The 12,604-nt window shown below is 56.6% G+C and carries 12 protein-coding genes; all 12 read right to left on the bottom strand.

What is annotated here, in order from left to right:
* Positions 1–23 precede the first annotated feature (23 nt).
* On the bottom strand, positions 24–482 hold the full coding sequence (locus tag PU634_RS10615) for a ProQ/FINO family protein (RefSeq protein ID WP_306760766.1): 459 nt from the start codon (positions 480–482) through the stop codon (positions 24–26).
* Between the two features lie 66 nt (positions 483–548).
* Positions 549–4,103 carry a plasmid replication protein, CyRepA1 family gene (locus tag PU634_RS10610; protein WP_306760765.1) on the bottom strand — a complete coding sequence of 1,185 codons (3,555 nt, stop codon included), beginning with the start codon at positions 4,101–4,103 and terminating at the stop codon, positions 549–551.
* 66 nt (positions 4,104–4,169) lie between these two features.
* The gene (locus PU634_RS10605) at positions 4,170–4,727 is read right to left on the bottom strand and encodes a nucleoside triphosphate pyrophosphohydrolase family protein (protein ID WP_306760764.1); all 558 of its coding nucleotides are present in this window, start codon (positions 4,725–4,727) and stop codon (positions 4,170–4,172) included.
* Positions 4,728–5,084: 357 nt separating this feature from the next.
* On the bottom strand, positions 5,085–7,898 hold the full coding sequence (locus PU634_RS10600) for a DNA polymerase (RefSeq protein ID WP_306760763.1): 2,814 nt from the start codon (positions 7,896–7,898) through the stop codon (positions 5,085–5,087).
* Between the two features lie 50 nt (positions 7,899–7,948).
* Positions 7,949–8,335 (bottom strand): hypothetical protein, encoded by a 387-nt coding sequence (locus PU634_RS10595; RefSeq protein ID WP_306760762.1) that lies wholly within the window; start codon positions 8,333–8,335, stop codon positions 7,949–7,951.
* Positions 8,332–9,249: a recombination-associated protein RdgC gene (gene rdgC, locus PU634_RS10590; protein ID WP_306760761.1), complete on the bottom strand. Its 918-nt coding sequence runs from the start codon at positions 9,247–9,249 to the stop codon at positions 8,332–8,334. Before rdgC ends, PU634_RS10595 begins: the two co-directional genes overlap by 4 nt.
* Before the next feature lie 52 nt (positions 9,250–9,301).
* Positions 9,302–9,904, bottom strand: coding sequence for a phage N-6-adenine-methyltransferase (locus tag PU634_RS10585; protein WP_306760760.1), 603 nt, complete (start codon positions 9,902–9,904; stop codon positions 9,302–9,304).
* A gap of 159 nt (positions 9,905–10,063) precedes the next feature.
* Entirely contained in the window at positions 10,064–10,333 is a 270-nt protein-coding gene (locus PU634_RS10580; protein ID WP_306760759.1) for a hypothetical protein, read from the bottom strand.
* Positions 10,334–10,423: 90 nt separating this feature from the next.
* Positions 10,424–10,555 (bottom strand): hypothetical protein, encoded by a 132-nt coding sequence (locus PU634_RS10575; protein WP_306760758.1) that lies wholly within the window; start codon positions 10,553–10,555, stop codon positions 10,424–10,426.
* On the bottom strand, positions 10,555–11,346 hold the full coding sequence (locus tag PU634_RS10570) for a hypothetical protein (protein ID WP_306760757.1): 792 nt from the start codon (positions 11,344–11,346) through the stop codon (positions 10,555–10,557). The genes PU634_RS10575 and PU634_RS10570 overlap by 1 nt, the downstream gene beginning before the upstream one ends.
* Before the next feature lie 306 nt (positions 11,347–11,652).
* The gene (locus PU634_RS10565; protein WP_306760756.1) at positions 11,653–11,814 is read right to left on the bottom strand and encodes a DUF3927 family protein; all 162 of its coding nucleotides are present in this window, start codon (positions 11,812–11,814) and stop codon (positions 11,653–11,655) included.
* Complete coding sequence (locus PU634_RS10560) at positions 11,807–12,247, bottom strand: tellurite resistance TerB family protein (RefSeq protein ID WP_306760755.1); 441 nt, start codon at positions 12,245–12,247, stop codon at positions 11,807–11,809. Before PU634_RS10560 ends, PU634_RS10565 begins: the two co-directional genes overlap by 8 nt.
* Positions 12,248–12,604 lie beyond the last annotated feature (357 nt).

The following is a 12,604-nucleotide window of genomic DNA, read 5'->3' as shown; positions in this document are numbered from 1 at the left end:
AAGATGGGGCAATGCCCCACACATTACTGATTATCGTATGAGAGCTTTCGTTTTTTCCTGATCACTACCGTGGGGGCCGGAGAGTTTCTACGGGGAGTGGATGATAGGGATTGGGGGGTAGATCTACGTCCTGGTCCTTTCTTTTTGCCCCGGTTAAGCAACTTCCGATGTTTTTTTCCTCGTTGTTTGTGAGCCAGCTGAGCTTCTTCGGCGGTAACGACACCGCTTACCTTGCCGTTAATGTCAAACCTCTGAGCCCCTTCTTTCATACTGATCAGATAAGAGTGACTGTTAACGTGATGTCCGATGGCTTTGTAGATATCCCCGGACAACATCAGATGTCCTACACGTTCCTTGAGCTGATGGTACATACCTTTCGCCAGTGGACGGTTCCAGAATATACGGATTCCTTGCTCCTTACACAGGCGACGGAGCAGGTACAGTGCCTCCTTGCTGTTTTTCGGATGATACTTAATGGTCATTAATCTCCCCGTTATCTCTAGTCTTACCACGCCGGGCATACCCGACGTGGTATTATTCTATAGCGTTCACCCAGTTACCGGAAGATGAGCATTCCTAATACCGGGATAGACCATATCCAATTGCCGGTTCAACTCTTTGTTGAGTATAGGGTGCAGATACTCCTGTAGTCTGCCCACCATCTTGTGAACCGGAGATCCGGTAACATCCTGTCCCTGCAATTTTGCCAACGAATAGGTCATCAACGGACAATCCGGTGCCAGCGTGTAATCCTGACGATAGTACGGGCTCTTGCTGTGCGCTCTGGCCCGGGCCAGATCCTCATTCAAGGCGTCCAAACACTCAGGGTCAATGCTGCGAACCCGAATGAATCCATCATCAGTACGAACCCGGGAAACTCTAAAGGTTCCCAGCCCTGCGGCCTTCAGCACGGTGGCTACGCTCTGGGCGATTTTCTTGGTGTCCTCAATGGCAGGCATCGAGAAGCCCAGCACCGTCTTGATGATGGAAAAACGATGCCCTTCAGGGCTCAAGCCGTTATCCACCTTATACAACCAGTTATACAGCGACGCCATCTGATCAGGGTCCCAGGTACGGCCATTGGAAACGATGCGGTCGCCTTCCCAAGAAAGACCCAGCTTACCCATAAAGTCTTCCAAAAAGTCCACGACCTCGGTCTGAATGGCTCCTTCCCAGCGTTCCCGGCCCGGGCGGGTCAGTCGTTCCATATCCAGCAGCAGAGCCCGGTTCAGCGTCAGACCAAACTTGAGGCCGTTCTGCCGGTAGCGGCGTTTTGCGTCGCTGAGCAGGTACACCTCATTGGCTTCTTCCACCGTTTCAAAGCCGAACAGATCCGCAATCCGCTTCTTGGCTACCATCTCCTTTTCTTCACCGGTTAACTGCTCCTGCTCCTGCAGCTTGGCCATGGTGTCGTCATCGATCAGGGGATAGGCGGCTTTCAGCTGCTCCTCATTCTCCTTGTAGGTCTCCTTCGCTTCCTTGACCTGCTCCAGGCAGGATTCAAGTTCGGAAGACCCTTCCCCACTAAGCAGCTCGTAACCCTCCAGTTTCAGCCGGTTACGCAGGTTGTCCGAGAAGTTGTTTCGGTCGGTATGGTTTCGACCGGTCAGGTATCCATAGGCCAGTTCGTAGGCCTGGTGCATTATCTCGGTGCGGCCGGTGGTGGGATTATAGGTCAGGCTCAGGTCCTGGTATTTGGAGATTTCGTGAAACTTCTTCTCTCCCAGCAGGGCGGCGGCCAGCAGCTCACTGATGATCAGCTTGTTGGGGTCAGTGGGCAGTACCTTGTTGCTCTCGGTCACCGTCAGGTAATTCTCGCACAGATGCCCTTCACGAACCCGCTCCAGGTGCTGCATGGCGTCGGCAGAGGTGGGGCCGGCAGAAGCTGAGGCAAACAGGAACCGGACAGGAAACAGCGGCTTGCCCTCTACGGCGTCGATACTGAAACCGGTACCCATGGACGGAGACCCGATCAGAATATCGGTGGGCTTCAGGAAGCGGTTGGCATCGGTCAGGAACGGTTTGGCCGCATCCTCGCTGACCGTATCCTGGTTGACCAGGATCATCCGCCGGCCATCAGGGAGAGGGGTTTCAAACTGCAGCTTGTAACCCTTCTCCTTGGGTTCGCTGACAACCCCCAAGGTCTGCAGCACCAGCCAGGCCAGGGTCCGGGATTTTTCCCGAGCCTGACAGGCCAGGTACATGCCCCGAGTCGGGTCTTGCAGCAGCTCCACCAGCTTGGCCTCTGCTACTCCTTTACCTTCCAACTCGGTGATGGTGGCCGGGGCTACCCGCTTCCAGCGGTTGATGTAATGATGGACTTCGCCGGCCTTCAGACCGATCTTGCACAGGAAATCGACCGTGGCAGGGTCGAGGTCAGCGTCCAGAAACACCCGACGCTCCGCCTGATTCAGCGCACCGATGAAGAAGTTCAGCGCCGTGGATTTACGCTTCACGGTACCGGCCTTGATGTGCTCCACAACCTGTTCAAACTCATCAATGACCACGGTGGTGTGGGGCAGACCCTCCAGCATGAACTTATGCAGGGAGTCGTAAGTGGTCACCAGTGCCGGGGCATTGTGGAAGTCGGTAGCCGGGCGCTTCTCGTTGTAGCAAGCCACTCCCAGACGGGTAGCCATCTGCTCGGCCAGGGTTGTCCGGTGAACCACGATAATGGTACGCCCCCACAAACCAATCTGGTCCTTGAGCCATTCTGTTTTACCTGTCCCTTTGGGGCTGCGCACGGTCACGGTCCCAGTACGGGTGCAGCCCTGGATCTCCGGGGCATTACCCAGATACTGTTGCTCCACCATGGTAACCGAATCATCACCGTGCATCTCTTGAACGATGGCGGCGCTGGCTTCGGCGTTACTGGCCGTCAACTGAACCTGCAACAGGTGCGCTTCCATCAGATTGTAGATACCCCCGCCGCGCACAAAGGTGTGGATCATCGGCTGGTTGGTGTCATCGTTCGAGTAGAACATGGCTTTGGAGGGGCCTTTCTCGGGCTCCAGCGGATCCGCCAGACTCAGCCGATCATATTTCATCGGGTTCATCATGGCTTCGAAGACGGTCACGGGTTCATCAAGACCATCAAACAGCAGCTCGTCAGTCAGCATGAGCTTGCCCGCCATGCGATGTTCCACCATCACCTGGGCTTCCTGCCGGCTATGGCCTTCCGTCATCAGCTTTTCGATACGGGATTCCCGTATCGCTTGGATTCGGGCCTGCAGCTCAGGGCTGTTCTCCTGCGTTTTCTTCCATTTGTCGTAGGCCTTGATCTCGTCGTCTGACAGGTCCGGGATCAGGGTTTTCGTATCAAGGGCCGGCAGACCCGCGTGATAGGAGGGGACCGGCCGGCGTTGCACCAATCCCTCTCCCAGAACAGGATCTGCCTCAAATAACAACCGCTCGGGGCTGAATACCGCGCAGTCGATCAGGTGACGTTCCAGCTTGGCACCAGATCGGGACAGGGTAATACGGCCCAGACCGGCGAGGCTCAGGCGTTTGTTCAGTACGTCCCGGATCCGGGTCAGGTCATCCCCATCCACCATCGCAAAAAACAGGTGGAAGGATTTTGCCGGCTTCAGGCATTCACCGGTCTCGGCATGATAGATGCCCGAAGAAGACGAGTAGGACACTACATGGGCATACTGGGACAGTCCCGGGATCACGGCTTCCAGCTTCTGTACCAGCTCCTCTGGAGAGTTGATGGGTGCTTCGTCGTTGTAGTCGTAGTCGATGGGAAGCAGGCTCAGCCCTTTCTGGTGCATCGAATCCAGTGTTCGGGTTGCATAAGAAATGTCACCCTGTCGATGTACGGGCAGTTGCCAGCTACGGTCCTGAAACTTGGCCCGGGCAATGATTTGGTGTTCGTCGGTGTGGTCGTCGTTAACCCAGCCGGAGGTAATGGCCTGATGGTGGCCCAGTTGTTGAAGCAGATAGGGCAGGGCTTCCAGTGCAATATCTACACGGTTGGCCACACCATTGGTCATTTTACATTCAGTAGCATCAGAGACTGCTCGACCATCCTGGAGGGTAATCCGCTTGGTCAGCAGGGGATCGGTACCATTTTTGGTGATAACAGAAAGTGACAGTTTCATAGCCGTACCAGAGTTGGATTCGAAGGGGGGCATACGCTGCCCCCGGGTGTCTATAGCTTGACCGATTTAACCAATAAATTCCATGAGATTAGGCGCTTGAAAGTTAGCCGGCTTCAGGAGCTTGCCCTTCTTCACCTCGTCGGTGTCGTTGGCAGCCTTGGCAATGTACTTGCCCGTGATGTCGGTGGGAGTGAACTCCACCATGATGCCTCGGGCCTGATAGTGGGCCTGCACCGCCCATACCTGTGCCTCATCCACCAGCTTGTCCATATTGGCTTTATGAACGGCAGCCCAGGCACCGGCGAAATCAAAGCCTAGACGCTCGGCGGTGCGCACAATCAGGCTAAGGTAGAAACACAGCTCAGGAGCCTTCTGTTTCAGCTCTGCCAGCGACAGCAAGCCACGCTGAACACAATCGCCCAGGGTGACATAGGCACTGTCCACCAGTGCGTCCAGGCGGTCTACTTGGGTGTCGGCCAGTACCGCTTCCTCGAATTCTTCCAGACGCAGACGGTCATGCAAAGTCGCGTCGGAATCCGTGGGCAGTTCCAGGCTTAGGTCAAACGCCCGGCGGAATTCCAGCACGTCGGCATACATGGTGGCGTAGAGGCGGTCATCAATCATTTCGGTTTCCTCAGGTAATAACGTAAGGGATCCCGCATGGCGGGTTTGTATTTGTGACCACGGCCAGTGGTAATTTGAATGGCTCGCCCGGATGCGGCCAGTTGTTGCAACAGTGATCGGGTAAGAGACGTAGGGGCTCCGACCAACTCCGCGACATCACTCACGGCCATGGCGGTGTTTTCATAGGTGAGCACCAGGAGGGCGCGGCGCAGCTGTGCCTCATGACTCAGCCGCTCGAAAGGGGATAGTCGTCGTTCCGTCATTTTGGATTCGCTGTGCAGATGAGGGCGCCCAGCGGCGCCCTCGGCTGCCCACTGTCACCAATGAGCGACAGGATACTACCCAAATATCAATATGTTAAGCCGCCTGTTGCAGTTTGCGTTCACCAAAAAGATACTCCACAACAGCCTGCTGTTGGTCCTTGTTGAGTGCGCCATCTGTCGTATCCTTCGGCAGAATCCCGGGTAATGACGGGGCCTCATCCAGCTCCACCTGTCCAAAGGGGGCCTTTTTCGGATGGTAAGGTTCCAGGGTTCGGCCAATGGATCCGGTGGCATCCGTCTTGAGCAGGCTGATAATCTCCGGGTGATCGCACATCGCTTGTTTAACACGGGCCACGAACTCGACAGCCTGGTCCCGGTGGACGCTGAACACCAATTCATCGTGGATAGGCATCCAGAAGGCGGCATCCCAGCCCTCCGACTCGATCATGCGCTCAATGGCGATGATGCTGCGTTTTGCCAGGGTGGCACAGCTGCCCTGGATCTGGGCGTTCACCACCTGATTGGCCGCCCGGCGCTGAATGGTCTTGACCACGGTACGGCCAAAGGCGCTGATTGCCGGGTTCTTGTAGGCGTCAAACTGGGCAGTCATCCACACCGCCCAGTATTGGGTGGCCTCGAAGCGGGTGCGGCGGTGGCCATCCGGCAGCACGATATACCCCTGCTGCTGGGCGGTGCGCTGCAGCTGTACCCGGTAGGCCTCGGCCACGGGGAAGGTGCGCCGGTAGTTTTCGGTGGCTTCCCACATTTCCTCGGAGTTCCACCCCATCTTTTCCTGAACGGTCATCAGGCTGCCGGAATACCAGTAACCGAAATTCGACGGCTTGCCGGCGTCGTTCCGCCATTTCTTGTAGACGTAGCCCTGATCCAGAGGCTCCATCGATACCGGGTCGGTACACACTTTGGGCCACTTGTCCCGGTAATCCGGGTACTGCTCGGCGGGAAGGCTACGAACGGCCTTCAGGTCGTCCACAGTAAACTCGGGGTGGAATACCTTGAGGGCCGACACGGCGGCGCCCAGGTGCAAGTCGTTGTAGGGGATCTGGCCGTAAGCCTCATAAAAGGCGGGGTCCCGGCTGAATTCACCCATCAAGACCAGCTCAATCTGGGACCAATCCACGGAAACCAGAACATGGTCTTCCCGATCAGGCTCGTAGAAACCACGGATGTAGGTACTCTCACCCCGCTTGCTGAGCTGCATCGGGTTGGGATCCTGGGCAGCCATCCGGCGCGTGTTAAGCCGGCTGGAGATGATGGGGTACATCCTCTGGGTCTCGGGGTCGGTGAGGTAAAGGTACGGGTTGATGAACAGCTTGATGCGTTGCTCAATGTTGGTCATGCGATCCAGTGCCCCAATCACCGCCAGAACCGCAGGCAGCTTTTCCTGGTAGGCCGCCACCTTGGCCTGGGCCTGCTCCATGGTCATGGTGCCGCCGTAGCGTTCAGCTTCCTTAATCCACACCTTGGGATTCTCGGCCAGCTCCCGGGCCTTGTCTTTCATTTTTCCTCGGGCTTCGGCATCGGTGGTAATGGCGCCGGCCGAGTAAACAAATGGCAGTTCGCACAGGTCATGCAGAAGCACTCGCTGCATCATGTAATGGCTCAGATTGCCTCGCTTATCCTTCTCCTTGCCAGTCCACTTGTCCCCCTTCACGGCCATCCAGCGTTCGGTCACGGCACCGGAAATCTGCTTACAGACGGTGTAGTCGTCCCCGTCCGGGGCGGTGGCCAAGGTTATGATGCGATTACGGTATTTCAGGTAGGCGTCCTCGTTCTTCCCGACATACCACTTCTGACGCTGCCACAGGCGAGGGGAGGGCTGGTCGTCAAAGGGGACCAGGGTAGCCAGCGACTGTTTCAGGTCACGGATGGTTTGAGCCATGTTGGCCCGTTCGGTGTCCTGCCGGGAATACACCGCCGCCAGGTTAATCTTTACGCCACGGATCCACCGTTTGGCAAAGATTCTGGGCATAGGGTTTTCCTGTTCCAGAAAGGTTTTGAACACCTGAGGGTTGGTACGCATCATGAAGTCATAAATGGCATGGAACAGGCGCATACATACCACCGCATCGTCGGCGCCGTAGTGCAGCACTTCCTCGCCCGTCAGCAATCCCATGTGGGCCTTGCCGTTCAGAGTGGCTTCAAAGGTGTCCTGGTCGTAGTTCAGCCAGCTCTTGCTGGCCGTCTTCAAGGCATAACCATAACGGATGGATTTGACCAGACCGTTGTAGCTGTGGGCGGCGTCGGAGGTTTTGCCGCAGACCTTGTTCAGCAGCTCCTGCTGCTCGGCGGTGCGGCCCTTACCTTCCTGGAAATCGGAGAAGGCCTTCACCACATCCTTCATCAGGCCGCCAATGGCACCCAGACCATGGGCAAATAGTCGCTGAGGGTCATATTCGTCGTCGTTGTAGGCGGATACCGCCATCTGCAGGGTGCAGATGTAGTTGGTACCCAGATCGATGTCCCAGCAGGCCTTGAGCATCCCCCATTCATAAGCGGCGTTGTGAATGAACAGGGTGCAGCTGTTCCTGAGTACCGTCACGATCTGTTTGGCCGTGGCCAGCGGGATACGGTTCTCTGCATCGGCGTGGAAGGTGTTGAAGTAGTATGCGGTGTCGTCGCCGTCGAAGTACACAGAGAAGCCGGTGATGTTGGTGCGGCGAGTATCAAACACCAGCTTTTTGGCTTTCTTGAACTTCTCACTGCCGGCTTCCAGGTTCATGAACTTGTTCAGACCATCGTGCCGGTTACTGTCCTCGGTTTCGATATCGAAACCGCAATTGCTGTACTGCTTGGCCTTCTCCAGGATCGTGGGCAGCACGGCCTCTAAGTTACGAGCGTCCACCAGGGTTTCGGTAACGCCCAACTTATCGTTGAATCGTGAAAGCATGATCGGTTCTCCTTGGATTCGAAACCGCCGGCGCGGGGCCGGCGGTTGGGTTAGTCTCGAAGTATGGTTTTGTCCAGCATGAACTGGGAGGCGTAAGTCAGTAACACCAAACCTGCCAGCGTGATTTCCTGAACCTCTACCATCAGGACGGCCCAAAGCACCACATGGGCACAGCCCCAATGCGTGAAACGTGTCGGCTCATGAGGTTCATCAAGAACATACGGATACCCCAACAGGTCCAGTGTCATGATCAGGATGATCAGAATACCGTTGAGGCCGCCGAAGGTGATGACTGCAGACCAAACAAACCCCACACCAAGCTCCACAAGGGAAGGTATTTCATGGATGTGGCCGACGACTATCATGGCGAAAACGAGGATGTCTCCGATTAGAAACATCCATCTCAGAGTGGCAATCGCCACAGGTGAGGGATTCACGCCGCCTGTTCCTCCTTGTACTCGACCAGTTGCAGCAGTTCACCGTACACCTGATCCAACAGGTAAACCTTCATCGCGGCGTCTTCCTGCCAGGCTTCATGCTCGTCCTCAGCGTCTTGGTCATCGCTGTCTTCCCACTTCAAGGACTTCAGGTGGAAGTCCTGGGTCAGCGTCATTTCCAGGCCCTCCCAGTTGAGTCGCAGGGACTCCACCTTGAACCCGGACTCCAGCTTGTCCACCAGTTCATCGCAGGAGGCGATGTCCAGGCCGGTGTAGTTGATGGTTTCTTTGGTTTCCAGCTTCCGGGTCAGCTTGCAGGCATCGCCGGGCTCGAAATCCCCGAAGGCTTCCCATGGTTGCGTGTCCGTGGTCAAGAAGGCTTGCAAGCGGGTAGTCAGGCCGTGCTTAACATCGGTAACGTGGGTCGTTTCGGTTTTCACCGAACCCACGACCTTCACCAGCAGATTCATCACTACCTGAGCCATTCGCTCACTGGCCGTTACCACAAACAGGCGCTTGCTGGAGGGGACGTAGTAGGCGTGGATCAGTTGTTGGCGGGCCAATGCTGTCCGAACCACTTCACCCATCACCTGATCCTTGATGGCTGATTTCTCTTTGCGGCTGACGGGGCGCTCCTCCTCGGCCTCGATGTGAGCCACCCGGTTGGCCACTTCCGCTTTCACGGCCGCCGCCGGGATCACCTTCTCGTCGTAACGAACAACGAAAGCAAACCCATCCTCGAAAGGGGATACCATCTGCTTGGTAATCGGGTGCTGGACGAAGCCGGCAGTCTGGTACTCGCTGGATGCCAGCTCCTTAAAGGGGAGTTTGGCCAAGTGCCCTTCCAGGTCCTTGGCTTCAGGCAGCTGAGCGGCAAAGGTGATGATGTTCTTCAGAGGGTTCAGTATAGCCATTATGGTTCTCCGTTTTTGGATTCAGGGGCTCAACGTGGAGCCCCGGGGTAGGTTATGCAGCCAGTAACTGCTGCAGGGTTTTTCCGTAGTTGGGATGCAGCTTGGCATACAGCAACAGGTCACCCTTACTGACGTAGGTCACGGTATGGTGGTCAACCTCGGGTCGGAAGATTAAGAAACAGCTTCCTTTGGGATTCCCCGGCATCTCCTCACCGGTAACCGGGTGGATAAATGCGATGCGGCCACTGCGCCACTTGTTGTTCTCATCGTAATAGCCGGTGATCACACGCAGCTCCTGAGCGTTATCCCCCGGCCACCAAGAGGCAGTGGCATCCATGGGGACCAGCATCACCGTCGTGACCCCGTTGTGACGCTCAATCATGGCTTTTTTTACCCAAGGTTTGGGATTGGAATAGGGCGGGTTAAGCCAGACATGGGCGTTGTTCTTGAGAGGGTCCAGCTGATCGGCCCAGGGCACGATCAGGCTGTTCTCCCGGGGGGTCAGGTAGGCGCCGGGCACCAGCGCGGTGTGGTCCATGCAGGCGGCGTCCAACGCAAAGTCGAACTCCAGATCCATGGCTTGAAACAGCCATAAAGGGGTCTGGGTCTGGTCCCGGGTCTCGGCCGGGGTGGTAGATCCTCCGTAGTCAGCCATTCTGGGTTTCCTTGTTTATCTCGGTGCATCGATACACCGTGTTTCCGACACAGAACTTGCCCAAAAGCTGGCACTCCCGGGCAACGGTTTTATGGGCTGCGGACCATCCCCACTGATGCCCTATGATCAGGGCGAGGATGGTAGCTAGGACGTATCCCATCAATCCCCCTCGGCCTTGCCGTGTTCGTCCACTTCCACCACGGGAAGATCCTTCCACTCGATCCCACTCTGGAAGCCTTCGCTCCAGACATAACCGCCCTGAATCACCTTGCGTCCATCGGGATACAGGGCCAGCCGAAAAGTGGACGGCATGTTGTTGTAGATACGTGCGGGCTTGATGATTGACTGCTCCAGCTTATCGGCTGTAAGGGTTACCAAACGGGCTGGGGGTAACGGGATCACGTTGGAGTTGTCAGTATCTTGGGTCATGTTTCTTCTCCTTGGGCCTGTGATGACTGCACCAGATTTGAGGCCAGCGGCGCTTCTGCCGCTGGCTGAGGGATTTACGACGGCGGGCCATCAGCTGTTTTCCACCCATTCTTCAGGGGTGCCGTGGTCGCCTTCATGGCAATAGTCCGCCGGTGGGTCTATCTCCCCCGGCTCCCGCCAGGCGGGGGCTCCGCACCAGGGGCAGTTGTAAGGGGCGTCCATCACACCACCTCCGGCACGGGCATGGTCAGCATGTATTTGTGCAACAAGGCGGTGCCGGCCTGTAGGTTGGGAGTGCCAGGCTTCATGGCCCCGCTCATCAGGTCCAGTGGCACCTCGTAGAAACCAATGATGCTCCAGAAGGTCTTGAGCTGGTCCTGTTCAGCCAGCCAGTTCTCCAGCGCCTTGCCTTTCAGCTCCAGGAACTGGGCTACTTCCTCGGCGGTGTGATCGGTATTCCCCCGAAAATAGCTCTTGAGTACCTGCCGCTCGGACGGCAGCAGCTTCTTGAATGCGGTCTCACCAAAACGTGTCATGCCGGGGATGCAGTCTGACTTGTCACCCACCATGGTTTTGAACAAGCGGATGTCTTCGGCGGGCATCTTGCGCTCCTTCTCGGAGAGCACACGGATCCGGGAGGATTCAATCTGGTAGTAGTCCTGGTCGGTGGACTGGATTACCACCTGGTCTTCAGTGCCCTGGGCCAGAGTGGCGATCACGTCGTCAGCTTCATACCCCTCTACTTCTATCTGGATGGCTGCGGAGTGGGTCAGCACCTCTTTGAACAGGTCGGTGACGTGGTAGAAATCATCGGCCACATGGCCGTCTGAACGCTTGTAGCCGGGGAATTGCTCACGCCGGCGAGCGTTGGCATTTTTACCGTCCCATACCCAAATCAGGCGAGTGCCTTGGGGTGGGGTAAGGGCTTCCATAAACAGGGTTTCAAGGGCTCCCGGTCCCATGGCGTGGAACAGGCGCTTGAGTTGGTTGTTACCGTCAATGAGTTTAAGCATCGGTTGTACTCCAGGTTTTGGATTCGAAGGAGGGTGTTGTGGTGGCCGGTGCTGATCTCCGACATGATGATTTTTACGTTCGTTGCACTGTCCAGTGTCGTTGTCACCGCAGGATTACATCAGATCCATCTCTTGCACATCAGCCTGTGCATTCACCACAACGGTCAAGGGCACTGAGTCTATTCAGGCTTCCCGGCACTCAATTACCGGGTTCCAATCCTGAACCGGGGGCCTAGTCCCCCGATACAGTACAAGCCCTATTGTTGCCCTTGCCGTTGTGTGCCCGGGAGTCAGCCCGGGCACTGGTTATGCTTTTGTGTTGAACATCATTGGCCACAGGATCATCGCTACGCCGACGGCCAGCAGCAGGTCGATGCCCACCGACAGGATGCGGCTGGTGAAATCCACCAGCACCATACCCAGCAGCAGCACCACGGCCGCTGCTTTTCGGAAAGCATTGTCACTCAAGGTCATAATCCCGCAGGTTGATACCCAGGGTCTGGCCAACCTTCTTCAGTACAGCCAGTTCCTTGTCGCAGATATCACCATCTGATTCGGCGGTGGTAAGCATGGCCACAAATACTTCCTCGGCCTCCTCCTTGCTCGCCTTAATGTCGGCGATCTCACGCATCACCTTGAGCATACCCATCCGGGGGCCAGCATCGAACATGGAGGAGAATTTGGCGATGGTCTGGTTAATCTCACTGCCGTAACCGTCCATCGAGGGGTTGGCGGCGATCTGAGCTTCCAGGTTCTGCAGCTCCTCATCCTCCACACTACCATCGGCGTACATCACGGCCACACAGCCACCTACATAGGCTTCCATCAGGTCGCGGTTCTCAAATTTCTTGGCTTCCGCTTTTGCAGCGGCGACCTTCTTGCCAAACAGTTTTCCCAGCATCAGGGCATCCTTATCTTTTGGTTCATCATCGGAAAGGGCTTTCGAGCTTGTGCTCTGCCTGAAAAGCACCCGGGTCAAAACGGACAAAACCCCCGGTAAAAGCCCTTTCCGATAAAAAGCCCCGGCCCGAAAGCCGGGGAAGATCAGGGTCTACTGCACTAACAATCCCTCTGAAAGGGGTCTGAGACAAACCCCTTTCAAAAAGACCCTGGCCCGCAGGCCAGGGATAAGTCCGGTGCTGTCTGACCACCGGCATTGCCTTCGAATCGGCGGGCTGGTACCCCCACCCGACAGGACTCTCCGAGCGTCGCCCATCTACCAAGGAGCAGGTAAGTGGATCGGAAAGCCCTGTCGGGT

The organism is Oceanimonas pelagia (genome assembly GCF_030849025.1).
Lineage (GTDB): Bacteria > Pseudomonadota > Gammaproteobacteria > Enterobacterales > Aeromonadaceae > Oceanimonas > Oceanimonas pelagia.
This window is presented reverse-complemented; position numbering and strand designations above follow the sequence as displayed.

Excerpts from the sequence above, each read along its gene's own strand:
- PU634_RS10560 (WP_306760755.1), bottom strand. The coding sequence starts at position 12,247 with ATGCTGGGAAAACTGTTTGGCAAGAAGGTCGCCGCTGCAAAAGCGGAA.
- PU634_RS10580 (WP_306760759.1), bottom strand. The coding sequence starts at position 10,333 with ATGACCCAAGATACTGACAACTCCAACGTGATCCCGTTACCCCCAGCC.
- PU634_RS10575 (WP_306760758.1), bottom strand. The coding sequence starts at position 10,555 with ATGGACGCCCCTTACAACTGCCCCTGGTGCGGAGCCCCCGCCTGGCGG.
- PU634_RS10570 (WP_306760757.1), bottom strand. The coding sequence starts at position 11,346 with ATGCTTAAACTCATTGACGGTAACAACCAACTCAAGCGCCTGTTCCAC.
- PU634_RS10585 (WP_306760760.1), bottom strand. The coding sequence starts at position 9,904 with ATGGCTGACTACGGAGGATCTACCACCCCGGCCGAGACCCGGGACCAG.
- PU634_RS10605 (WP_306760764.1), bottom strand. The coding sequence starts at position 4,727 with ATGATTGATGACCGCCTCTACGCCACCATGTATGCCGACGTGCTGGAA.
- PU634_RS10615 (WP_306760766.1), bottom strand. The coding sequence starts at position 482 with ATGACCATTAAGTATCATCCGAAAAACAGCAAGGAGGCACTGTACCTG.
- rdgC (WP_306760761.1), bottom strand. The coding sequence starts at position 9,249 with ATGGCTATACTGAACCCTCTGAAGAACATCATCACCTTTGCCGCTCAG.
- PU634_RS10610 (WP_306760765.1), bottom strand. The coding sequence starts at position 4,103 with ATGAAACTGTCACTTTCTGTTATCACCAAAAATGGTACCGATCCCCTG.
- PU634_RS10600 (WP_306760763.1), bottom strand. The coding sequence starts at position 7,898 with ATGCTTTCACGATTCAACGATAAGTTGGGCGTTACCGAAACCCTGGTG.